The organism is Gammaproteobacteria bacterium (assembly GCA_029881255.1).
Lineage (GTDB): Bacteria > Pseudomonadota > Gammaproteobacteria > S012-40 > S012-40 > JAOUMY01.
Genome location: JAOUMY010000010.1, coordinates 115459 through 140613, shown reverse-complemented (window position 1 = coordinate 140613; position 25155 = coordinate 115459). Strand labels below are relative to the sequence as shown.

19 protein-coding genes are annotated in these 25155 nt (G+C 48.8%); 7 read left to right on the top strand and 12 right to left on the bottom strand.

What is annotated here, in order from left to right; genetic code table 11:
* Positions 1 to 5: 5 nt before the first annotated feature.
* Positions 6 to 548 carry a hypothetical protein gene (locus OEZ43_16885; GenBank protein MDH5547263.1) on the top strand — a complete coding sequence of 181 codons (543 nt, stop codon included), beginning with the start codon at positions 6 to 8 and terminating at the stop codon, positions 546 to 548.
* On the top strand, positions 548 to 1621 hold the full coding sequence (locus OEZ43_16880) for a hypothetical protein (GenBank protein MDH5547262.1): 1074 nt from the start codon (positions 548 to 550) through the stop codon (positions 1619 to 1621). The genes OEZ43_16885 and OEZ43_16880 overlap by 1 nt, the downstream gene beginning before the upstream one ends.
* On the opposite strand, the gene OEZ43_16875 is transcribed toward OEZ43_16880, so the two are convergent.
* Together OEZ43_16875 and OEZ43_16870 are read right to left on the bottom strand one after the other, a co-directional pair.
* The gene (locus OEZ43_16875) at positions 1599 to 2699 is read right to left on the bottom strand and encodes a 6-bladed beta-propeller (GenBank protein MDH5547261.1); all 1101 of its coding nucleotides are present in this window, start codon (positions 2697 to 2699) and stop codon (positions 1599 to 1601) included. The two genes, OEZ43_16880 and OEZ43_16875, sit on opposite strands and share 23 nt — an antisense overlap.
* The gene (locus OEZ43_16870; protein ID MDH5547260.1) at positions 2675 to 3484 is read right to left on the bottom strand and encodes a cytochrome c3 family protein; all 810 of its coding nucleotides are present in this window, start codon (positions 3482 to 3484) and stop codon (positions 2675 to 2677) included. The genes OEZ43_16875 and OEZ43_16870 overlap by 25 nt, the downstream gene beginning before the upstream one ends.
* A gap of 216 nt (positions 3485 to 3700) precedes the next feature.
* Between OEZ43_16870 and OEZ43_16865 the strand changes: the two genes are divergently transcribed.
* The 4 genes from OEZ43_16865 to OEZ43_16850 all read left to right on the top strand — a co-directional run bounded on the left by OEZ43_16865 (position 3701) and on the right by OEZ43_16850 (position 7592).
* On the top strand, positions 3701 to 4591 hold the full coding sequence (locus OEZ43_16865; protein MDH5547259.1) for a c-type cytochrome: 891 nt from the start codon (positions 3701 to 3703) through the stop codon (positions 4589 to 4591).
* Positions 4555 to 5493: a c-type cytochrome gene (locus tag OEZ43_16860; protein ID MDH5547258.1), complete on the top strand. Its 939-nt coding sequence runs from the start codon at positions 4555 to 4557 to the stop codon at positions 5491 to 5493. Before OEZ43_16865 ends, OEZ43_16860 begins: the two co-directional genes overlap by 37 nt.
* Positions 5494 to 5763: 270 nt before the next feature.
* Positions 5764 to 6216, top strand: coding sequence for a hypothetical protein (locus tag OEZ43_16855; protein MDH5547257.1), 453 nt, complete (start codon positions 5764 to 5766; stop codon positions 6214 to 6216).
* 35 nt (positions 6217 to 6251) lie between these two features.
* On the top strand, positions 6252 to 7592 hold the full coding sequence (locus tag OEZ43_16850; GenBank protein MDH5547256.1) for an OprO/OprP family phosphate-selective porin: 1341 nt from the start codon (positions 6252 to 6254) through the stop codon (positions 7590 to 7592).
* Positions 7593 to 7674: 82 nt separating this feature from the next.
* Here OEZ43_16850 and OEZ43_16845 read toward each other — a convergent pair whose 3' ends face one another.
* The 9 genes from OEZ43_16845 to OEZ43_16805 form a co-directional block, all read right to left on the bottom strand.
* Entirely contained in the window at positions 7675 to 9714 is a 2040-nt protein-coding gene (locus OEZ43_16845; protein ID MDH5547255.1) for an EAL domain-containing protein, read from the bottom strand.
* A gap of 630 nt (positions 9715 to 10344) precedes the next feature.
* On the bottom strand, positions 10345 to 10773 hold the full coding sequence (locus OEZ43_16840) for a PilZ domain-containing protein (protein ID MDH5547254.1): 429 nt from the start codon (positions 10771 to 10773) through the stop codon (positions 10345 to 10347).
* Between the two features lie 144 nt (positions 10774 to 10917).
* On the bottom strand, positions 10918 to 11220 hold the full coding sequence (locus tag OEZ43_16835) for an antibiotic biosynthesis monooxygenase (GenBank protein ID MDH5547253.1): 303 nt from the start codon (positions 11218 to 11220) through the stop codon (positions 10918 to 10920).
* An 83-nt stretch (positions 11221 to 11303) separates the two neighbouring features.
* Positions 11304 to 13103 carry a beta-lactamase family protein gene (locus OEZ43_16830; GenBank protein MDH5547252.1) on the bottom strand — a complete coding sequence of 600 codons (1800 nt, stop codon included), beginning with the start codon at positions 13101 to 13103 and terminating at the stop codon, positions 11304 to 11306.
* Complete coding sequence (hrpA, locus tag OEZ43_16825) at positions 13079 to 16906, bottom strand: ATP-dependent RNA helicase HrpA (protein MDH5547251.1); 3828 nt, start codon at positions 16904 to 16906, stop codon at positions 13079 to 13081. The genes OEZ43_16830 and hrpA overlap by 25 nt, the downstream gene beginning before the upstream one ends.
* Before the next feature lie 89 nt (positions 16907 to 16995).
* Positions 16996 to 18876: a methyl-accepting chemotaxis protein gene (locus OEZ43_16820; protein ID MDH5547250.1), complete on the bottom strand. Its 1881-nt coding sequence runs from the start codon at positions 18874 to 18876 to the stop codon at positions 16996 to 16998.
* Positions 18877 to 19036: 160 nt separating this feature from the next.
* Positions 19037 to 19828 (bottom strand): nucleoside triphosphate pyrophosphohydrolase, encoded by a 792-nt coding sequence (gene mazG, locus OEZ43_16815; GenBank protein ID MDH5547249.1) that lies wholly within the window; start codon positions 19826 to 19828, stop codon positions 19037 to 19039.
* A gap of 46 nt (positions 19829 to 19874) precedes the next feature.
* The gene (locus tag OEZ43_16810; GenBank protein MDH5547248.1) at positions 19875 to 21971 is read right to left on the bottom strand and encodes a bifunctional (p)ppGpp synthetase/guanosine-3',5'-bis(diphosphate) 3'-pyrophosphohydrolase; all 2097 of its coding nucleotides are present in this window, start codon (positions 21969 to 21971) and stop codon (positions 19875 to 19877) included.
* Between the two features lie 98 nt (positions 21972 to 22069).
* Positions 22070 to 22453, bottom strand: coding sequence for a hypothetical protein (locus OEZ43_16805; GenBank protein ID MDH5547247.1), 384 nt, complete (start codon positions 22451 to 22453; stop codon positions 22070 to 22072).
* 216 nt (positions 22454 to 22669) lie between these two features.
* On the opposite strand from OEZ43_16805, the gene OEZ43_16800 reads away from it, so the two are divergent.
* Positions 22670 to 24382 carry an Ig-like domain-containing protein gene (locus tag OEZ43_16800; protein MDH5547246.1) on the top strand — a complete coding sequence of 571 codons (1713 nt, stop codon included), beginning with the start codon at positions 22670 to 22672 and terminating at the stop codon, positions 24380 to 24382.
* A 52-nt stretch (positions 24383 to 24434) separates the two neighbouring features.
* Here OEZ43_16800 and sfsA read toward each other — a convergent pair whose 3' ends face one another.
* A complete protein-coding gene (sfsA, locus tag OEZ43_16795; protein MDH5547245.1) occupies positions 24435 to 25142 on the bottom strand; it encodes a DNA/RNA nuclease SfsA in 708 nt (235 codons plus the stop codon).
* Between the last annotated feature and the right edge of the window lie 13 nt (positions 25143 to 25155).

Sequence of the window (25155 nt, the reverse complement as noted above, 5' to 3'; positions counted from 1 at the left end):
AGTTTTTGCGCAACATGAGAACGGGGGCAATAACGCCCCCTTTTCGTATTCGTGTCACGCCGCGTAGTTTTGCTATACTCGCCTCTGTCTCATCACTTTTGCGCATCATGACCCTATCGCACACCGTAGTCGAAAACAGTTTTAACTTCGACGCTGACCACGTCAGCCAACTGCAATCCGCGTGGAACGAACTGATCGCGCTTTCCGTTTGGGGAGACATTTCTTTTTCTAAAATTGGCGCTCAACCACGTTTTCGCAAACGCCTATTGGAAGCAGGTGAAAATTTGCGCTCCCTGCTTGCGGACAAAAGCTGGATTCCACAGCCACGGGAACAACTCAAAAATGCCCTGGGCAGTAGCGTGAAATTGCGTGATAGCCTCACTGCGCTATACGCCAGCGCCGAACACATGAGCGCAGGTCAAGATATGCAATCCATGCGCAGCCAACTGGACGAATGGAACGCTCAGTTAATCGAATTTATCTCACAGCATGAGAACACTTGGGCGGAACAACTCGATAGTCTGCATGGCAGAGACGAAGAAGACTGATGTCACGCCATGTGGTTTTTGATATTTCCGGACACGGTTATGGGCACTTTGCCCAGACAGCGCCAGTGATCAATGCCCTGCAAAAACTCAAACCTGACTGGAAAATCACCTTACGTACCAGGCTACCTGCGAACCTGGTCTCACATCGAATTGTGGGGCAATATGAATTACTCAATCACGCCAGTGATTTCGGCATGGCGATGAACTCCGCGCTCGATGTGGATCGTGACAAAAGTTTGCAACACTACGTGCACGCTCATGCGAGTCTGACAAAGACCATGCAAAACGAAGCGAAAAAATTGTCTCAATTGAAACCGGATTTACTGTTTTCAAATATCTCTTATGTCAGCATTGCCGCCGCGAAAATCACAGGCATACCCGCAATAGCGATGTGCTCACTCAACTGGGCCGATATCTTCGCCGGTTATTGCCATGGTGAGGAAGCCAACAGAATTTACGCGCAAATCGTCGAATGCTACCAGCAGGCGGACAGATTTTTATGTCCGGAGCCTTCCATGGCCATGCCTGAGTTCAACACAAAACCTATAGCGGCACTTTCTGCCTTAGGCACATCGATCAAGCCTGAATTGATCAGGCAACATCCCCTCGCGGCAAACAGAAAAATTGTACTCATCGTTCCTGGCGGGATTCCTACCGCGATGGATACTCGTCACTGGCCAGTATCCGAAGATTTTTTTTACATCACCACCTGGCGCGCAGAGAAACATCGCGACGACATCATCGATATTGCGGACAGCGGTTTTGCTTTTGTCGATGTGCTTGCCAGTTGTGATGTCGTAGTGACGAAAGTGGGATACGGCATGTTTGCCGAGAGCATGTGTAACCGCGTGCCTATGCTCTATGTACGCCGTCACGATTGGCCGGAAGAACCCCCCCTGGTGGATTGGGCCGAGTCATTCGGAAAGGTGCACGAAATCACGCGTGAGCAGTTTTTTGCAGGACAGTATGCGGCGGACATTAGCGCACTGGAGAAAAAAACCTGGCGACGACCCGCGCCCAAAGCCGGAGGCGAACGGGAAGCCTGTCGCGCTATTGTCGAACTTGTGAGCTAAACACCTTGCGCGGCGGTATCTCAACGGGACGAAAGATATCGATCTTACGGAAAAACTGGTCGACGACATAGATACGTCCCTGCTCATCTACATCTATGCCGGAAGGTAGACTAAACATTCCCGGCCCGCCAGACGTCGCGCGCGCACCAATATATAAAAGCAACTCGCCCTGCGGGGTGAAAATCTGAAAATTGCCAAACGCAGTATCGACAATATAGGCGTTGCCATTCTTATCGGTTGCTATCCCTTTGGGCCGAGAAAACTGCCCACTACGACGCCCGAGCTGCCCAAAGGTGGAAACAAATTCACCGTTTTCGTCGAATACCTGCACGCGAAAATTCGCACTATCGACCACGTACAAACGCGCGTCTTCACTCATACTTGCCTGAAGGGGCAAATTAAACTGACCAGGTTCGCGTCCGCGTGTACCAAATTTACGTATTAAGGCGCCACTTTGTCTGTCAAATATCAGAATTTGATGTTTATCACTTTCAAGACCACCGGCATCCACCACGTAAACCCAGGGCTTGGACGGATGACAGGCGATGCCAACCGGCCGTTGAAAATCATCGGCTGAACCTATTGCGCGAAGATAATCCCCCTGCAAGTCGTAAACGGCAACCCGTTTAGCGGAGATGTCGACTACATAGATTTCGTCTTCTTTGGAGATAGCCAGGTCCAGCGGTTTGAGCAGACTGCCCTTACCTTCCATGCCAAAACTGGAGACTGTGCGCTGCTGCAGATCAAACACCAGTATCGCGCGCTGCTGTGTGTCCGACACATAAATCCGTTCATTCTTCACCACCAAACTATAGGGCTTGGCCAGTCCCAGCGGTGAAACTTGTATACCCGTCACAAATTCTCTGAGGCGATCGGAAAACGTCGACACCGTAATATTATTGCCACTACGAATCGATCCTTCGTAGACATAACGCGTTTCTGCGGGTAGGGGTGGATATACAGGAGGATCAATTAGCCGAATTTGTGGTGTTGCGCAGCCCGACAACAGAGCAATGACAAATGCCCATACACCGATAGCCGAAAATCGGGCGTTTATTTGGTGTGACAGGTCTGACATAAAAGATCGGAGTCAGCACGCAATAACAGGTCTTTTTCAGGATTATGGACGTTGTGACAGCTCGCGCACTCTACCCGACCTTCATACAGCTTGACGCCATTGTCAAAACCACCAGGCGTGTGGGGCAGTCGAAAATCAACGTCTGAGCGTAACAAACCGGCATAACGCATCGAGATGGGATGATCGTTCTTCAGATCTTGCGCAAGATGCTTGATCGAGATGTCGTGGGCGACGCGTCCATTATGACACTTTCCGCAACTCACGGTATTGTCCGCCGAATTGATACGCATGTGCATGGCCTTGTCTTCGGCGCTGTCAAAATTGCCAGGCTTGAATACCACCATGTCTACACCCATGGTGCCGTCATGACAGGAAAGACAAAGTAAACTGATCGGACTTGGCGTGCGCGTTTTTGAATCAAGGTGCACGCTGTCATAAAGGCGATATTCATTCGTTGCCGGTTGATAGCGGTTCCAGCCTTCAATTGCCCCAAGCGCTATCGAATCAGAATCTGCCTGATCCGGCGGAATGTGACAGTGCACGCAGGGATTACCAAAATCACTAAACGCCACGCCCGGCATGGCGACAACGCCAGCGCGTTTATTGAGGCCGGTAAAATCGTGTTTGGTACCGAGTATCGGATCATTAGCCCCTTGAACCGGGTCACCAATAATCGCTTCACCGTGAGTCATGTTCAGCCACGCGGTACATGCGAGCGCCACAGCTGACACAATACCCCAGCGAGCCCTGCTACGTGGTGAACCCTTTTCCTGACTAAAAAACATTGATGAATCCGACAGTTATGGACGCTTTTTCGGTAGTTCGAATTTTCAAAGCACATTAGGGTAGCGCAAAATCCTGAATTACGCCACAATTAAACCCGACCTGCCGCAACGAACCACTGTTTTATACGTATCAATCCCGTGTCCTTGAAAACTGTTATTACAATTTGTTCGCTACTACTCCCTTTGCTGCTATCCCCAGTGCAAGCGGCAGACGATGTGGAACGTTTGTATCGCAAGCAATGCGGCGTCTGTCATGGCGACGAAGGTGATGGCCGCGGACGGGCAGGAGCCAATCTTCAACCTCCAGCGAGTAGCTTTACTGCCTTGCGAGACAAGTTAAACAAGAAAAATATTGCACAGGCCATAAGGGATGGCAAAAAAGGCACGGCAATGGTGGCCTACGGGCGACGCCTGAGCGAAAGCCAAATTGCGGCGCTGGCCGATTATATAATGGCGCATTTCGTCGGTCATAAAACCGGTGATAAAACTCCCGCTGGCAAACAACTCTATATCGAGCATTGCGCTGCCTGTCATGGCGACAATGGCAATACCGCCGTCTGGGCAAAAAACGGTTTGACGCCACCGCCACGCAACTTCACCAGCGAAGCAGCACGAGAAGAACTCAGCCGTGAGCGAATGATTACCTCGGTTACGTACGGCCGTCCGGGTACCGCTATGATGTCGTTTCAACGACGATTGGATGCACAACAAATTGAGAGCGTGGTCGACTTTATACGCGCTTCGTTCATGTCTGAAGAAAGCAGCAAAAGTGAACGGTCATCCGCTAGCGATGCTTCTGCCAATTTTCCTAAAGGATTAGTCGGTGATAGCGCAGCAGGTGAAAAATTTTATATGAACAATTGTTTTACCTGTCATGGTAAACAGGGCGACGGCAAAGGCCCACGGGCACATTTCAATTATCCTCGCCCAAGAGACTTCACTTCTGCCGACACGCAACAACGTTTCGACAGACCCGCCTTATTTCATGCCATCAAGAAAGGCAAAAAAGGCACCGTCATGCCCGCATGGGAGACTGTCCTCAATGATCAGCAGGTTGCCAACATAGCCGAATTTGTCTATCTCACTTTCATAAAAAAAAAGCTCTGACGTCGGCGCATAGCGACAGAGCAAGTCTGGAAGCAGGTCGCGCAATTTACAATTATCGTTGCTACTTCTGCCACGGATACTCGGGTGATGCACAGACATTGGCGGCCTCTTTTCTTACCCCCCCGCCACGTTCGTTTTTGGATACCCGCCCAGGTGATCTTAGCTATCAACAAATGATCGATGCCGTTAGAGATGGCAAACCGGGTACGGCGATGAAGGGTTTCAAGCAACTCCTTAGCGAAGCCGAAATCACACAAGTGGTTTCATTTGTACGACAAGTGTTTATTCAAAATAAAGAAAAAAATACGGTCTATCACAGCCGCGAAAACGGCTGGGAAAATCACCAGCGCTATCGCGATGCTTTCCCCTTTGTGTCCGGAGAGATTGCGCTCGACACGCCTTGGGAGAGTCTCAGCGAAATTCAACGAAAAGGAAAGCAGCTCTTCATGTCGTCCTGTGTTTCCTGCCATGACCGCGCTACGGTTAAGCAACAAGGCCTTGTGTGGGAATCCAGGCCGCTATCCTATCCACGCAATCAGTATTCTCATAAAACGGCAGACATCGACACGACGAGTAGCGCCTCTCCATACGCCCTGCACGATAAAAAAATGGACACCAGAACAAACCACAAAGACCCTCGCTATCTGCAAGGCCAACAATTATTCCAGCAAAACTGCACCTTCTGTCACGCAAATGACGGCAGCGGCAAAAACTGGATAGGCCAGTTTATACTTCCCCATCCACGAGATCTTACTCAAGCCGCCTTTCTGGGCGAACAAACTATCGCTAGCTTATCGCAAAAGATTTCCGAAGGCGTCAAAGGGAGCGCTATGCCCGCCTGGAAAACTGTCATGTCGCCCGATCAGATCGATGCGATTGCATTCTATTTATTGTCACAATAATGATAATTTTTTCTCTGCTATTCACGCCTGGTTCTATTCATGCATATTTCAGGGTTTTACAACTTGACGCAATGTGTATAGTGAAGGTCTTGGTCACCAAAGACCAAGACCAAGACCATGCATATCTTAGGTTTAGTTTGTGAGGTCAAAGGCCACGCTTAGTCGATAATGAGTTACTTACTCGCGGCGCCGTCAACAGCCACGCAATGACTTTTCCGGAGCATACACATCGCATGACAGCATATTTGATAAGCATTTTTGGAGGATTGCATGCAAGGTTTATTACACAAACTAGCCCTTTGGAGTGTTTTGAGTTTTCTGGCATTAAGCAGCAGCGCTGTTATGGCGACGGACGACAAACCATTCGCCGAGAAAAAAGTGGTTCTGCAAATCAGCGACGCCGATCCCTTCAAACAAACTTTTGTTTTGAATGTCGCTAACAATCTTATTCAAGTGTTTGGTCCGGACAAAATCGATGTCGAGATCGTCGCCTTCGGGCCTGGCTTACGCTTGTTGTTTGCAGATAACGAGAACAAGGACCGCATTGACGGCTTGGTAAACAATGGTGGCGTACGTTTCGCGGCCTGCAACAACACCTTGAAAAGTTTCGCCAAACAAATGGGAAAAGAACCTGCGCTTCACAACCAGGCCAAAATTGTTTCGGCCGGTGTAATACACATACTGGATCTTACGGCCAAAGGGTTTACGCTTGTTAAACCATAGACTTTGAGCTGTAGCGGATTGAAGAGGAATTGCCGATGGATTTGAAGAAATTGTCGCTCGCAGTGATTTGTATCTCCGTTGTCATGAATCCTGGCTTGCCTGCGCATGCAGCAAACTGGCTGTTACTACAGGGAACAGAGCCCACATCCGCCGCTGGTCGTGCTCACGTGTGGGGGTTTATACAACCCACTGCTCAGTATATAAAAGGTACTACCATTCCAGCCGGCGATTATGTCGGACAGCGCTATCAAGCCAACATACTTGGCCCTGACGGAAAATCCACTTGGGATATGAATATTCGTCGCGCACGTATTGGCGTGCGGGGACAAGGCTTTCCACTCGACGGCAAAACCAATTACTTCATTCTTGCGGAATTTGGCCACAATGCGCTTACAGTGCCCGGTGATGGTGGCGGCTCGGCGTATTTAACTGACGCCAGCATCACACTCAACCAAATACCGGGCGCACGTTTCAGAGTTGGTCAATTTAAAACACCTGGAGCGGAGGAAGGCTTGCAGGCCATACATGTGTTTGATTACATCAACTTCAGCAGTGTAACCGACGGCCTGCTCTTCGAAACGTTTGTTAATGGTACAGGCACCACAGCGCATACGACTAAAGAAAGTGTAAACAAGCCGGTCGCAGGACGCGGAGCATTCCGTGACATAGGCGCCCAGCTTTTTGACATGTTTGTTTTCGGAAAGTGGCAAGCGTCATATGCTCTGATGATAGGCAATGGCAACGGTATTAATCGCCAGGACAATAACAATCAAAAAGAATACTATGCCTACTTTTCTGCTGAGCAAGTCTTTGCCGGTGAGGGGCCACGCATGCAAAGCTGGAAGATGTTTGCCTGGACGCAAATGGGTAAGCGAACGCTGGATAATCAATTATATGATCGTACACGTTCCGGTCTGGGCAGCACCTTTCGCAAAGGAAAACTCAGCGCTGCGGCGGAATTTATTACTGGCACAGGCGTTATCCTGAATGGTACCGACGACGGCGCCGTCGTCGGCGCCACGAAAAACGCCGGCGCTGAATTCGCCGGGATAAACGTAGAAGCCAATGGCACAGCCTGGGGATTTTACACACATATAGGCTACAACGTTACGAAGCACATAGAATTCGACTTCCGCTGGGATCAGTACAATCGCTCCACACACACCCCTAGCAAAGAACGCGTGTTTAGCAACGCCACATTAGGCCTGCAATACTTTATAAACAAAAAGACTCGCATCGTTGCCAACTATACTCATCGCATGATGAGTGTCCCAAACCCTGACAGCATTTCGGATCCAGCTAAGCGTGACCTTGCGGTTCAACTCGCCGAGGCCGTAGATCCAATTCTCGGCCTGCAGATGTTAGCGATTTTTTAGTATTGTCATTAAACTTCGCAAACACTACCGCACGACGTCGGGCAGTGTTTGCGTATATAAATGCAACTTTTCCGCTATGCCGTTACGAATCAACCGCCAGATCCTGAATACCAACAGGAGAACCATACCAAAAACCCTGCGCACTCGAACACTGCTGTTCCAAAAGAAATTTTTCCTGGTCCTGGTTTTCAACACCCTCGGCAATTACCATCAGACCCAGCTTATTCCCTAGATTGATTATCGCCTTAGCTATGGTGTGAGAGTTATCATTGCTGGTGACGCGATGCATAAATTGCTTGTCTATTTTCACGGTATCTATCGGAAGTCGCGTCAAATAAGAAAAAGACGCATATCCGGAACCGAAATCATCGACCGCAATACGAAACCCCAGAGTCTTCAAACGTTGAATATTTTCAAACACCAGCTCCACTTCCTGCAAATAGGTGTTCTCCGTTATCTCGATTTGAACATCCGGCATCGGCGTAGACATACGCTCAACTATGCATGATATTTTTTCAATCAAATCCGTAGACTGAAACGTATTCGACGAAAGATTCACCGATATGAAATAATTTTTATTGTGCGTCAGATTATACTCGCTCAATTCGCGACAGGCCGTTTCGAGCACCCACAAGTCTATTTGCGTCACGACGCCTATCTCTTCGGCGATAGGAATAAAATCGCCCGGCGAAATCATACCTAATTCAGGGTGTAGCCATCTGGCCAGTGCCTCTACGCCAGAACACTGGTTGGTTTCGATGTTCTTAATGATTTGATATTGCACCTGTAACTCATTATTGCGCACTGCAAAGGCCACGTCTTGCATGATATTCAAACGCCGTGAATTCTCTTTGCCTATCGCGACATCGTAAAATGCATACTGCTTATGCAGACTCTTTTTGGCCTGATACATGGCAATATCCGCATTTTTTATCAGCTCAGCCGGCGTATGTCCGGCCTCAGGAAAAAAGCTCACACCTATACTGGCTCCACTTTCGATCGTCAGCTTATCGATATACATTGGTCGAGAAATTGCCCTCAACAACTTCCGCACTACGGATTCAACATTATCGCGTGTCTTAATATCGTAAAGCACGACCACAAACTCATCACCGGCAAGTCTGGCAACCGTATCTTCCTCGCGCAGGGCTCCGCGTAGACGACCGGAAATTCGTTTGATTAACTCGTCACCGACCATATGCCCGTATGAATCGTTTATTTGTTTAAAGCGATCAAGGTCAACAAACAGCACTGCTGCGTTAACGCCATAGCGATGCGCTCTAACAATGACATGCTGCAACCGATCATTAAGCAACATGCGATTTGGCAAGCCCGTCAAAGCATCGTGAAAGGCCTGATATTTCATTTGCTCATACAGCTTCTCAAGCTCGCGCGTCCTGGAATGCACCTTGTTTTCCAGCAACTCTTGCATACGCTGGCTTTCATCTTCCTGGCATTGCAGCACGTCACTTAGCTTGTTAAATGAGCTGCTCAGGCGAGCAATCTCTTCAGACGTGGATAAACTTAGTCTTGAATCATAGTCGCCATCAGCCAACGAGAGTAATCGGCGATTAATGACATTCACCGGGGACACCGCCAATTTGTGAAAAACCAGTGTTGCTGCTACGCAAAAAAACAGAAATGAAACCAAAATAACCATCTGCATTTCATCAATATGGCGACTAACATTGGAAATGGCACTGGCATCTTTCCAACTGATGCGAACACTGCCCACAAATTGATTATCGACAAACAGCTCTTTGCTCAAATCCGTTGTGGATGTTGATAGATCTTCTTCTTTGGACCATCGCGTGCGAATCTTGCCCGTATCGTCAAACACTGTTAGTCCAACAATATCGGTAGTGAGTGATGTGATGTCTTGTACCAAGCGATGAAGCGCCGAATCATCCTTTTCCGCTAGTGGTTTTGCAGCAGCCAAACCGACTAGGGACAATACTCGCTTTCCTTCTACATCATTTTCCTGAGTGTAGTATTCGGATTCTTCCTCCCGTATATATCCACCTACTACCAGAGTCACCAGAACAGTAACGAAAAGCATTGCCAAATTTACTTGCAGCCACAGCGGCCAGCGTTTCATACCTTGGATCAGAGTTTTGCTCATGGAAAGCGTATTCCTTTTGTATATGATTATTTTTGATTGTCATTCTTTGAGATAAAGCCTGAATCAATCTACAACTCTTCCCCCACCACCATTTTCTTACGGGCGCAGGCCAAGCCAACGCATCAACGATACGCCAAAGGCGTAACCGACGCATCGGTAAAGCCATCATCAATTGAAAAAGTTTTGAAACGAAGCAAACGAATTGAAATGAGCAATTCGACAGACACGCAAATTGTCGGGAGCAAAAAAATCGCCCCGTTGCTGCGCATACGCGAACCGAAATCAGCAGCCACGCTACAAACCCAAATTTTGTCCAACTAGGGAACATCACAACATATCCCTGGTACTTCCTATGGAACTAATTTGCAATTGCCAACGTGTTAGAAGCAAAATTCGCAAGACGACCAAGAACGAACATGTACATTAACTAAACGCAGATGTTCAAACCGATCAATAACAGACCTTACTGCTCTATTTTCCTGGTGGCAGCTTAAAACCTATCCCTTACTTCTCCTAACAACAGCCCTATATTATTTTTTTCAGCGACAAATGATAAGGGGACAAGCACCACTTAGGCAACCGAGAATATTATATACATCTATAAACAAAAGGAAATTTGTCTGTCCCTATTTACGCATCAGACTCTTCAATGCGCGGGAATTCCGCTGCAAACAGCGCTATCCATTCTCTTGCCGCTTCTTCGCCATTGAGAATTCGTCCTTCAGAACTTGCCACTTCACGCTTGTAATGTTCTATGTGACAAATCTGCTCGATCATACGCGCGCGAAATGCATCTTCCTGATCCATGAGCTCTGTTCCCACTTCGAAACCGCCTTCCTCATGCGCGACGCACCAAACGACTTTGGCATAGGCTTCAAAAGGCGGAGAGACAAAGGGAATTTTGACGAGGATCACACCATCGGGTTCGATGTGTTCAGGTGTTGTAAAGGCAAGTCCACCAAGACTGACATTGGTAAGACATTGGACTTTGGCGCTAGCCGCTTTTTGAATCTTATACTCAATCGGGATGTCCGACGGGTGACGGATATACCTGCGCATAATATGTTTCCTCCTTGATCCCCGTGCGGGGAAATACTCCTAACTTTCGACTCCGGTACGCTCCGGTTTGTTCTAAAAAGTTAGCAGAGGGAAGCACAATTATTCAAATCCGATGCCAGTGAACAGCGTGCCGGAAAACTCGGCTTAGCCTGCTGAAATAATCACTTCGAACTGTTCAAGGCCACCACCCTCACGAAAGGCTTCTTTTGGCATGGGATTTTGGTGCGCGACACGAAAGTCCTCGCTCTGCGTCCAATCGAGAAATGCCTGCCTGTTTTCCCAATACGTCATTACCACATAGGGTGTATCTTCGCTGACAGGTTTCAATACGTGCATGCGCACAAAACCGGTCTGCTGCTCCACCTGACCCGCACGCTTGCGGAAGCGGTCTTCAAACATTTCCTCATAACCTGATGCCACTGGTACACGATTGGTCACCACATACATGACGCACACTCCCTCTCAAGTTGATCTTTTACAGGGACTATAACACAGTGAGAAATGTTGGATTGGAGAGGATGTAAGAGAAACTAGTCTGCCTGCTTTTCTAATTCATAACCAGAATAGACCAGCCTCTCACCGCCATCACGTCGAACAACGCGTATGACTTCATTAAAGGCACTTCCCTTTCCGGGAATGATAGCCAGATTATCATCAAGCGGCACCAGGGGCAGAGTAACCGTCGTTTCCATAAAGAAGGGCAGGTTATAGTCAAATAGCAGTCGACCATTTTCTTCACGAATGTGTCCTTCTTTCACTTCGTAAAACTCAGTCAACTCATCGGGATTCGCCAGCATGTATTCGCCGACACGATTCTTCCACTTTTCATTCAATGCATTGTTGGGAAGAGTCGAACCAAACAAGGTCGTGCGCCCATTGAAATGCGAAAGCAAAGCGGGTTCGCTGTCTACCATAACTGGCGCAATACGAATCTTTGCGAACCAGTCGAGCTTAATCGGTAGAAAACCGAGAAAATCATACTGTACGCCATACCAGCCATTTCCTTGCGGACGCAGATGGAGATTCCAGCCCATGATGTTGGCGTAATACTCGCTACCCTTTTGCCGTATGCGTGAATAGCCTGCCATGGTCGAATACTCCGTCTGGAAAGGCGCAATATTGTTCACCGGCTCCAACACCAATTCCTCGTCTTTAACCACTTTTTGCGGCACGCCCTGGACGACCTCTAACATCACCTTCATTGCCTCGGCGGCAACTTCATCAACGACACGAAAGCCTTTACTGGAGTTCGCATTAATAACGACACCCAGTCCGAATTCAGGAAGCAACATCACCCGACTTCGAAACAGCAAGGTGCTGCCCCAGCGATTGGCCACATGGTTTACACCACTCATTCTTGCATCGTCCAATTGCCAGCCATAACCAATATGGTGCCCGGTATCAATACGCACCTGCCGGTTTTGTGGGGTTAACATGCGAGAGCTTGCGCCTGCGGAAATAACTTTCTGCTCAGTGATGAACGCCTGTACAAAACGCGCCATATCCTCGCTGGTGCTATACAAACCAAGCGCGGCTACATCTCGCGTTTGTAAAACCGGTTTGAGCTCTTCTTTCTTGTAGCCCTTTGCAAACTGTTTACGCATTTCAGGCGTGAGAGAAAAACCCGTGTGTTTCAGGCCCAGTGGTTTAATGATGTTCTGTTCCACATATTGGGCGTAAGGCATACCGCTAGCACGTTCGATTATCATTCCCAGCAACACATAACCAAGATTGGAGAATGCGTAAATTTCGCCGGGTTGAAATGCGGCATAACTCAGCGCCAATTGATCTAACATTGCTTCCGGCGTCGTGGGGCTAAACGCCCACATGCCCTTGAAGATGCTAACGGGCAAACCACTATAGTGGATGAGCAATTGATGAATATTAATTGGCGTCTGCGTAGCCCAGCGCGTGTTTATGACGAACCCAGGTAAATACTTACTGACAGGATCAAGCAGATTGATCTTACCTTGTTCTTGTAGCTGCATAATGGCCAGCGAGGTAAACAAGGTAGTGAGGCCACCCACGCGAAAAACGGTGTCCGGCTTAGTCTTTATGTCTTCCTCAAGATCAGCGTAACCATAAGCTTTGGACAACAGAAAAGAATTGCGATCAAAAACCGTAATGCTGACACCAGGGACCGATTCATCATCCATCCATTCTTCGATGTATTCATCGAGATAAACCTCAGCCGCCTTGAAATCGCCCTGCTTAAACGACTCAGGTCTATCAGGCAAAGCCATAACCGGAGTAAGCGCCAACATATAGAACAAAGCTACAGCCACCCAGTGCCAGGGGAAAAGGTTTATTCTTTTCTCACGCTTTGCCATTGCTTTTCCAATCTTTTAAGTGAAACCGGCTCCAGAGTTTTCAACTCCTGCGCAAATAGAGATACGCGAAACTCTTCGATCAACCAACGATATCGTGTCAATTCCGGGTCATCGATAGACAATTTTTCATGCCTTTCCTTGCGTGTAAGATACTGCTCCCACAGGGGATTGATATCCATCATCATCGTTCTGTCCCTGTTTATATCCAACGCAAGCTTTTCAATTCGTTTTTCAACCGCGCGTAGATAACGCGGATACTGCTCCAGCCATGATAACGGCGTCGTACTAATGAAATCCTTAAATACCAGGGAATTAAGATGCTGTCTTATATCACTTACAGCATTAATCCAGTTTGCTGGTATCGAACCCTTCAAAGACTTCTCTATTGCGGTATAGAGTTCCAGTATCTGTCTGAGCAGAGCACATAATGTATTCGCGCGCTCGATCAGCTCTCCGCGCCCTTGCTCAAGTCGGCTTTGAAATTCGGCCCGCGTACGGATGAACTTGCGATCAAACAAAAACACCTGATCAAATACCGCCGCCAGAATATCCTGTTTCAACCGCTCGCAATCTCCGATTTTTCGATATTGCAAACACAGATTGTCGACACCTGGCAGGTTTTTCCGAAGGTATTTTTGCTGTTGCGATAAACAGGCCATAAACAGCGCACGCAGGCCTTTTTGCGCCAATTTTTCCGCTTTATCCGGCGAATCCACCAAACGCAATGCGACCATACCCTGTTCTTCTACGAGAGTAGGAAATGCCTTGAGTGATACGCCTTGATGCTTAACTTCAATAAACGGCGGTAAGTCACCAAAATCCCACTCACGAATATCGCTACGTTCGTATTCGCTACTATTCAGACCACTGAAAACCGCCTCTGTTTTACTACCTAATTGCTGTTGTAATTGCGCGAGGTCTCGCCCTTGCATTAAGAGCTTTCCCTTACTATCAACCACGCGGAAGTTCATCAGAAAATGCATCGGCAAGCTGTCCAGCTTCCAGTTTTCGTCTTCAAGTTTAACGCCGGTCATTCGGAGTAATTGCTTACTCAAAGCATCGCGCAAGGAAATCTCATCCGGAGTAAGCACCTCCACACATGCTTGTGCATACTGAGGAGCAGGCACGAAGTTTTTACGTAAACTCTTGGGAAGGCTTTTGATCATGGCCACGATTTTATCTTCCAACAGGCCGGGCACCAGCCACTCGAAGCGTTGCGGACGTAATTGACTCAAAGCCGCAACAGGGACTTTGACCGATACGCCGTCCTCGGGTTCGCCCGGGGCAAAATGATATTCAAGCGCCAGCTGCAAACCATTGATATTCACGCTCGAAGGAAATCGATTCTCGGTGACATGGCCTGCCTGATGTTGCATCAGCGATTCTTCACTGAGAAGCAACAACTGCGGCTCAGCGCGCTCTAATTGCTTACGCCACTTTTCAAACGTCGCGCCGGAAAAAATACCCGCCGGAATGCGTTGATCGAAAAAATCGTAGATCAGTTGTTCGTCCACAAGAATATCCTGACGTCGCGATTTGGCCTCCAGGCTTTCGATTTTTTCGATCAACTCGCGATTGTGTTTAAAGAAAGCGGCGTCCGTCTGGTATTCGCCATAGACCAGCGCATGTCGAATAAATATTTCGCGTGACGTTTCAGGGTCGATAGGGCCGTAATTGACTCGCCGCCGGTTTACCACCGGCAGGCCAAACAAACTGACATTTTCAAATGCAGCGACCTGGGCGTGCCGTTTTTCCCAATGAGGTTCAACATGACTGCGTTTGACCACATGCAAAGCCAGCGGCTCTATCCAGTCCGGATTGATTTTCGCCACCATACGCGCATACACCTTGGCGGTTTCCACGATCTCCGCAGCAATCACCCATTTCGGTGGTTTCTTGAATTGACTGGAACCGGGGAAGATAAAAAAGCGGCTATTGCGTGCACCAAAAAATCCTTTGTCTTCGTCTTTCATGCCCACCCGCGACAACAACCCACTCAGTAACGCGCGATGTATCGCGTCGTAATGCGCGGCTTCCTGGTTTACTTTTAATCCTAAGTCAATTGCCTGCTTCTTTAGTTGTGTATAGACTTCGCGCCATTCCTTTACCCGCATATAGGACAAAAACTCTGCGCGACAAAGTTTTCGATACTGGCTGTTCGAAAGATGACGTCGCTTGTCTGATAAGTAGTCCCACAGTTTTAACAAGGCGATAAAATCCGAATCCTCATCCTGAAAACGGCGGTGTTTTTCATCAGCCGCCTGTTGCGCATCGAAAGGCCTTTCACGGGGATCTTGAACACTCAGTCCAGCAACAATAATCAAGACTTCGTGCAAACTGTTTTCCTTATCCCCTTCGACTAGCACGCGCGCAAGCCTGGGCTCTATGGGTAGCTTCGAAAGCAGTTTTCCGGTTTTCGTCAGTCGACGTTGATCGTCGATGGCATTGAGCTCCTGTAGCAGCTTATAGCCGTCATTGATAAAACGATCATCGGGCTTGTCTACGAAGGGAAAGCGCTTGACGTCGCCCAAACCCAGAGCTGTCATTTGCAATATAACGCTGGCGAGATTGGTGCGCAGAATTTCCGCATCGGTAAACTCATCGCGATTGAGATAATCTTCTTCTGAATACAAACGAATACAGATACCCGCACTCACGCGCCCACAACGGCCAGCACGCTGGTTGGCCGAAGCCTGTGAGATGGCTTCTACTGGCAGTCGCTGTATCTTTGAGCGATAACTGTAACGGGAGATACGCGCAAAACCGGTATCTACCACATAGCGTATGCCCGGCACGGTTAACGAAGTTTCCGCAACGTTAGTCGACAACACGATGCGACGCCCGGCATGGGATTGAAAAATCTTCTGTTGCTCCGCAACCGTCAGCCGCGCAAACAAGGGCAGGATTTCGGTATGGGGTGGATGATGTTTACGCAAGGCCTCAGCGGTTTCACGGATATCCCGCTCACCTGAAAGAAAAACCAGCACGTCACCTGGCCCTTGCCGTGAAAGCTCGTCGATAGCGTCAATAATCGCCTGTTGCAGATCACGCTCATCATCGCGGTCTTCATTGAATGGCCGGTAACGCATTTCCACCGGAAAGGTACGCCCGGACACTTCTATCACTGGCGCATTATTAAAGTGTTTTGAAAATCTCTGCGGATCAATCGTGGCGGAGGTGACGATAACTTTCAGGTCCGGGCGACGTGGTAATAGTTGTTTGAGATAGCCCAACAGGAAATCGATATTCAGACTGCGCTCGTGGGCCTCATCAATAATAATTGTGTCATAGGCATCGAGAAATCGATCGTTCTGCGTTTCGGCCAACAATATCCCGTCGGTCATCAACTTAATATAGGTATTTTCCCCCTGTTGATCGGAGAAACGCACCTTATAACCCACGTGTTGCCCAATACCTGAGTTCAGCTCTTCGGCAATTCTTGCCGCGACACTACGCGCAGCGATACGCCGCGGCTGGGTGTGACCGATCATTCCCGCGACTCCGCGACCTAGAGACAGACAGATTTTCGGGATTTGGGTGGTTTTACCTGAGCCGGTTTCACCACACACAATGACAACCTGATGCGCAGCTATCGCCTGGGCAATCTCCTCGTGCTTTTCACTAACGGGTAAGGCTTCGGGAAAGGTGGGCTTTGGTAGATGTTGCAGTCGGTGTGCATATTCCGCCTCAGACGTGGAGATGTCTTGCTCGACGCGCGATTTGTCGTCCTCAGCCTTCAGCCGCTGTAATTGTCGACGCAGACGAAAACGATCCCGCTGCATGCATAGTGCTAATCTGTCCACGGCCCTTCGATACTGTAAATCTGTGAGCTGCCAATTTTAATCAAAAGCACGCTGAGATCACAGCTTCGTCAGTAAATCTATGCAAAGACTTAGCGGTAGTCGTCTGCGAGTTTAAAGAAAGACACGATGTGGCGTAATTCCTCGGTCTGGCTGAGCATTTCCTCGGAGGTACTGGCCAGTTCTTCCGAAGAGGCCGCGCTCTGCTGCGCAGTTTTGTCGACCTGGTCCATCGCCAGTTTCACCTGGCTAACATTACTCGCCTGTTCCGACGAGGCCGCATTGATCTCTTCGATAAGATTGGCGGTTTGCTGGACCTTGGGCACCACTTCGGCAATGAGTTTCCCGGCACGCTCAGAAATAGTCACGTTCCGACTGGCCATCGCTGTAATCTGCCCCGCTGCCTCCTGGCTACGCTCCGCCAGTTTACGCACCTCGTCGGCAACCACCGCAAAACCCTTTCCGTGTTCGCCGGCGCGCGCCGCTTCGATCGCGGCATTCAATGCGAGTAGATTAGTCTTATAGGCAATGTCTTCGATGAGCGTGATCTTTTCCGAGATTGCGCGCATGGCAGTGACGGTTTCCTGCACCGATTCTCCACCTTGCTGGGCCTGTTGCGCGACCTCAAGCGCGATAGAAGACGTAGCCTGTGCATTATCCGTATTCTGCATAATACTGGCATTCATCTCTTCCAGTGATGCGCTAGTCTCCTCAACGCTGGCCCCCTGCTCACTGGATGCCTGGCTAAGCGATTGTGCTGAATCGCTGACTTGAGAAGAGGCATTCGCCATATTCTCCGCAGCGCTCACAATGCTATTGATAATATCGGTCAACTTGTCCACCATGCGATACATCGCGCCCATGGCAGCGCCGGTCTCATCGCGGCCAAAGGCCTTACGCTCAATTTGCAATTCACCGTCAGCAAGTTGCTCGGCAATATTCACCATATCGCGCAAGGGTTGACGTATGCTGTTGCCTATCACTACAAAACCTGTCACGACCAAAGCTAAAACCAGTACCGACGCGATAATATAAGCGCTTACAGCAGCGGCCGCGTTTTGAGACTCATGTTCCGCAAAACTCTCAACATCTTGCGTAAGATAGTCTTCCACTTTTTTCAACAGAGCGATTTTTTCGGTTTGCAGCCTGAACCAATCCTGCGAGCTGACGCCAAAGCCACCACTGTCGGCCTTATCAAATGCTGTCTCTACCATTTTTCGCGTTTGATTGATCACATCACCGGATAAGGTACGATCGTAAACCGCGACCTGTTGCTGTGTTGCAAGATGGCGAAACATATCCAGATAGACTTTTTGGTCCTGAATGACCTCGACTAACCTTCGGAACTGTCCTTTCTCGAAACGATCCTGCGCAAAGACCGCAGCCAGAATTGCACGCTCTACGCCTGCGCGTTCTTTAGCTTTTAGAAAATCGGCATATGCGGTGACCTGGGCAGTCAATTCGGCGGTTACCGCCTCTTCGTACATCTCCGAGACTGCCAGCAGAAATACACTGTTTAATTTGGTGTAGAAAGCAATCGCCTCGGCAGTTGGAATCCGCAGCTCACTGACGCGTGCACGCACAAGTTCCCGTTGCTCAAAAAGGTCCAAACCTTCTTTGATCTCAGAGACAAAATGAGGATCCAGCGCGGCCAGATCAATCGTGCCCATGTAGGTCAACAGTGCACTGTGTTTTTCATCTGCAGCGCGTTGTTGGCCTTCAATTTTGTCGGCGAAGGATTTGCCGTCGCTACCAAGAAAACCGGCGGTCATGCCGCGTTCCTTTTGCAGCTCATGAACCAAAGCGCCAATGCGTGATGAGATACGCGTCATAGTTTCAACGGCTGCCATACTGGAGCTAACCTCAATTCGTTCCAAAACCGCAATTGTCGCAAATATCATGAGTGACAAGGCGGGGATCGCGGTCAACAGCAATAGCTTTTGGGCGATTTTGAGGTTGGAAATAAATTTCATGGGTGCTCCGATTGCAAAAAAAGAAAGCCCATCGGGCTCTCTGCAATGGATTAGCGGTAGGTAAAATCCAATTCTTTAAAAAATTCAAACACTCGGTCTAAAGCACCACAACGGGTAATGAATATGCACGATTTAACGTATTAAAAAAGCAGATAGTGGATCAATCCAGTCGTTTTTTAGCCTGATTCCAAAGCCCATCGAGTCCGGCCAAATCCATATCAGTCAAACTGGTATTAGCCTCACTGGCTATCTCTTCCATACAACGAAATCGTCGTTCGAATTTCCGATTCGCCTTGCGCAGGGCGGCCTCGGCATCGATTTTGACATGGTTGGCGAGGTTGACTGCGACAAACAATAAATCCCCTACTTCCTCTTCGATATGCGCGGCATCACCTGATTCAATAGCCTCTTCGACCTCCGCCAGTTCTTCACGCAGCTTTTCGACGACACCTGTATGGTCTGGCCAGTCAAAGCCGATGTTCGCCGCGCGTTTCTGTAATTTTTTCGCCCGAGACAATGCGGGCAAGGCCTCATTGACACCATCGATCAGACTCGCTGTTTTTTTTGCATTTTTTTGTTCCCGCTCCGCTTGCTTGATTTTTTCCCAGTTAGACTTTACTTCACCTTCATCGACAACATCGAGATCAGAAAACACATGTGGATGACGACGTATCATTTTTTCACAGATACTCTCGACGACCTCGTCGAATGTAAATCGTTTTTCTTCCCTGGCAATCTGCGCATAGAACACGACTTGAAACAACAAATCCCCGAGTTCATCTTTTAAGTGTTCAAGATCGCCTTTCTCTATCGCTTCGGCGACTTCGTAGGCCTCTTCCAGCGTGTAAGGAACTATCGTGGCATAGGTCTGCTTCAAATCCCACGGGCAACCGCTCTGTGGATCACGCAAGCGCGCCATGATATCCAGCAATTCATTTATCTTACTACTCATCGAATATTCTCTTGTGAAGAGTGCCTGGTTTCTTAGTGTTCGCTTATTATTTGGTTCTTACTGCCTCGAACACACCACGAACTTGTTGCAGACGATTGAGGGCGCGATCGAGTTTTTGAGAGTTATTAATTTCCAGTGTCAGTTTCAATGTCGCCTGCTGCAACTTGCGATTGGAAAAGGTGTTGGCAGCGACAACATTGACGTCTTCGGCTGACAAGACGGAAGTGACATCACGCAACAGGCCAGACCGGTCCAGGGCCTCGATCAGAATATCCACTTCGTAATTACCATGGTCTTGTTTACCCCAGGAAACATTGATTAATCGATCGGAATTTTGTTCACCTAACGCTCTAGCATTGGCGCAATCCTGTCGGTGTATGCTCACGCCACGCCCGCGCGTGATAAAACCTACAATCTCATCGCCAGGCATAGGCTTGCAACAACGGGCCATATGCGTCAGCAAATCGCCCACGCCATAGACATCGATCTTGCCAGAACCGACAGATTTTCGTGCGCTACTGGTGTGTATCTCATCCGGTTCTACCACCGGCGCCTGCACGGTTTCCTGGACGACATTCACCACCTGCGCCGCGCCCAGTTCACCACGCCCTATAGCGGCGTACACATCGTCGGTACTGCTGAAATTAAAACGCGGTACCACCGAACTCAAATCCGGCTCACCTATCGAACGCTTAACCGCTTCTTTGTGTACAGCCGCCTTACCCGCCGAAATATTTTCATCGCGAAACTGTTGCTTGAACCACTGACGAACCTTGGCGCGGGCACGCGAGGATTTTAAATAACCACTCGAAGGCGATAACCAGTCGCGACTCGGTTGGCCGATTTTGGTCGTAATAATTTCAACATGGTCACCGCTATTCAGTTTGGTGGTCAGTTGCACCATGTCTCCGTTAATCTTGGCGCCACGACAACGGTGTCCCAGTTCTGTGTGTATATGGTAGGCAAAATCCAGTGGCGTCGAGCCTGAAGGCAACTCTAAGACTTGCCCTTTAGGTGTCAGTACAAATACCGACTCCTCATCACTCGATACCATTTCCGAATCGCTTTCATCGATCCGTCCTTCCTCCAACATCTGACGCACCGACTCAATACGTTTTTCCAAACCTTCATCGCGTCGACCGCCTTCCTTGTATCGCCAATGCGCGGCCACACCGAGCTCGGCAAATTCATGCATGTCATGGGTACGAATCTGGATTTCCACAGTTCGCCCTTCCGGTCCGATGACCGCCGTATGCAAGGACTGATAATTATTCGATTTAGGCGCGGAAATATAATCATCATACTCGCCGGGAATAAACGGCCATTTACTATGCACCGCACTCAATGCGGTATAGCACTGACTGATGTCGTCGACTAAAACACGAATCGCGCGTACATCATAGAGGTCTTCGAATTCGAGATTCTTGGCCTGCATCTTTTTCCAGATGCTATAGATATGCTTGGGTCGCCCATATACCTGTGCACGCACACCTGACTCTTCCAGCAAAGTGGACAAAGCCGACACCACATTACGAATATAGTCCTCGCGGTCCTGGCGTTTTTCCTCCAGTTTTTTAGCAATTTCTTTATAGCCATCTTCTTCCAGAAATCGAAAGGCGAGATCTTCCAACTCCCACTTGAGTTGTCCAATTCCAAGACGATTGGCCAAAGGCGCAAAGATGACGCGCGTTTCCCAGGCTTCCGCGCGACGATGCTTGGGATCTGCACCTTTGATGTGGCGCATTATCCACAATTGATGCGCGAGTAAAATAAACACCACGCGCACATCTTTCATCATCGACAGCAACATCATGTGGTGAGACTGGGTATCTTCGGTGTTGAGATCGTTTTGTTGTTCAAGCTGCGCTATCCAGCCATCTTCTTCGGCGTTCAAGCGCATCGCTTCCTGGCACAAGGCACTTAGTCGATCATCAAAACCAACCGGCTTGCTGATACCGCTGGCAAATAAAATTCCGGCAGCGATAATTTCATGATCGACGCGCAATTCCTGCATGATCGCTGCGTGTTCTGCGGCCTCTGATTTCTTGCCCTGTTGTTCCGCAACCAGCATAGCTTGTTCGATCAACTGCCGCTGCTGCTGATCCCAGGTCTGATCAAATTCAAATACGCTATCCGATTTCATATCCGAAAATCCTGTGGAATGCCGCCATTGTACATGCTAGCTGCACAAGGGCTAAACCTTCGATGAGGGGAACGCACTTGAACAGATTCAAAACAAAATTATTCACGATGTACCACCTGTTCCTGTAGGGCCTTCACGATTGGCTGCAGAGAAAACCATGCGGTGGGCAAACGCCCAGACCACTCATAGCTGGCGTGCATCCCGGCGATATCAATAATAAGAATAAACTGCCCTTCGCCCAAATGCTCGGCCTTGCGCGGCATGGTTTGAACCTGTATCTGCCCCAGGGCCTCAATCAATACGCGCTGAGCACTAACCGGTAACCGCCGACCTTGCCAGGAAATGGCCTGCCCATGCACGATATCCACTGCCGCCTTACCTTCACTGTCAAACAGATCTACGACTTCAATAGACCACATCAGCCTCCCCATGCGCATATGGCGAAAGCTGATATCGACCTTATTTCCGAGTATTTTATTCATATTAGCGTAAGCCTACGCACCTAGGATGTCGGGATGATTAAACATGGTGGGCAACTGTGTCCGCCGTAAAGCTTGCCTTTGGCACAAAAAGGCACGCATAATAATTCGAATAAAACAGCCTGTTTTCATTGTCTTTCTAGACGATAAAACATGAAAAACAATAAGTATATGGCTGAATAATTATCAAATACAGTCAATGTGTCGGAGGGAAGTCCCATGAAGGTTATATACCGCGGTATCACCGCGTCTTTAGCTATTTCCGTAATAAGTGCTTGTGGTGTGGTTGCGCCAAATGGCCCGCAAGGTTTAACACTTGATCAATTTAATACGCAACCCTCGCCTGGGAGCGTAGGCGTCAGCATCACCCAGCCCTTAAAGATAGTACTCAAAGAAGAACTCGAGCTTAGTAGTGTCGGCCCGACAACTGTTCACCTAATGCCTGGCGCAAGCCATGGTATGGACATGGGCGACGACGGCGCGGAAGAAGACACCATGATGATGAGTACCGACCCGATTCCGGGAAACGTTTCTTATGACCCTGCAACTCGAACAATTTCATTTACCCCGACAAAAGCGATGGAACAGGGACACATGTATCACGTGCATGCATCTGACCTTATGTTAAAAGGCGGCAAACGTGCAGCAGCGGGATTAGACACGATAAAATTCTCTTTCACCACTGCCCACGCCCATGAATTCTATCGCAAAGAATTTGATGAATTCGGCCAGGTGAATGAAGTTCGTTACACGCAGACATCGAATAACGAGCGGGTGAAGCGCGAAGAAATGACGGTAGTTGGCGGCGTCGAATCGCCGAAGAGGACACGTCACTACACCATGTCTCATCCACTACAAGGGCAACTCATGCCTGGAGACCAGACAGTTTACTGGCAGCAAGACTCAAGTGGATTGATCGAGCGCTACGAAGTATTACGTACCGGTACCGACGGTAAAAAGTATACGGTTCGCGTCGAATTTCCTGATGGCCAGCATGCACAGCAGGCAAATGGTGCAACTGACCCGATTAGGAATGTGTGGACACCTGACGAATCGCACAGCACAAATCATATGATTAGCTATCAGTATGAGCCGGTCGCTGATCGCGACACGACACCGACGCCTTGGCCTGCCAGCGGTAACCCGTCAACAGACCCCTCTTTCAGATTGGACAATGCGTCAATCATGGAGATGAATCACAGCGCGCCAATTGCCAGCACTACTAGTATCGATGCGCAATTCCAGCATAGGCATATTTTCTATGGCGATTTGGGAACTGATAAAAAGATTGATTTCAACCCCCAAATGAATCCCGCCCCCCAACCTGGAAACGACAGGGTCGCGTTCTATCACACCCGTGATTTGGTCGACTATAAGCGTACCCATGAGTGGTCTTGGGCAGGTTCGAACCGTTCTGGGACGATACTTAAATATGGATCGGATGGAACTCCGTTTACCAACGACGATGTTGCCTACCGACTGCGCCTCTATATATATGATGATAAGGGTCGTGTCGCTCAGCGCGTGACATATGAAATTCCACGCGATAATCGTGACCAGGCGCCATACGGTTTAACACGTTCAGAATGGACCGCATTGATTTCAAGCAACGGGTATCTGGGACATAACTTGTCTAACTATTTTGTTACCTCGGTAACTGGAGATACTCCTGCGTACAAACCCACCCAAAATAGTTTGATGGCGGGAAATGGCGCACAAGTTATCGTGCATTCCTATCGCATTTACGAGTACAACGACGTAGCACAAATAAATCAAACAACAGGTGCATATGAAACTACGGTTGGTGCCTTAAAAAAGGTAACGGTCTGGCATCAGAACGACACCAATACCAATCTGTTCAAAGAACAAACTCGTTTCTATTCAACCCAGCCCAACGCCGATGGAAGAACCATGTATTCTTCAGCATTCTAATCTGGGTCTTCGTAGTCTAAAAAAGCCCGTAGCAATACGGGCTTTTTCTTTTTTACAACACGGGAATTCGGCGGACTAGCGACAATTGATTAGGTGACAGTTTCGCGCAATAGGCGATAACTTCTACACCGTGTTTCCTCACCGTCTCAAGCGTATTCGCATACAATGGGTCTATCTCGATGGCGGCACGAACTTGCTCGACGTCTTCTCTTTGCACGCAAAAAACCAATACCGCGCGAAATCCGAGCGCGACCATAGCGCGCAAATCTTCCAGGTGTTTTTTGCCGCGTGCGCTTACCGCATCGGGAAATATCCCCACACCATCTTCACCTTTGGCGGTCACGCTTTTGACTTCGATGTAGCAATCCGGGAGATGTGAGTGGTGTTGCAGAAACAAATCAAAGCGACTAACACCTGTCGGTGACTTCACTTCTCTTTGGACTTGAGAGTATCCCTGCAACTCTTTTATTACGCCCTCGCGTATACCCTCTTCCACCAGGGTATTGGCCGCAGCCGTATTAATACCGATCTTGATGCCTTCATTGTTTTCCACCAGCAGCCAGCTATAGCGATATTTACGTTCGAGGTTTTCGCTATCATACAACCAAACCCGAAAACCCGGCTCGGCGCATCCCAGCATCGCGCCTGTATTTGGCGTATGGACGGTGATGACTTCGCCGTTATCGAGACGTACATCTGCAAGAAAGCGCTTGTAGCGTTTGATGAGCGTGCCGGTGAGTATAGGCTGGGTATACTTCATTTTTCTTGTGCGC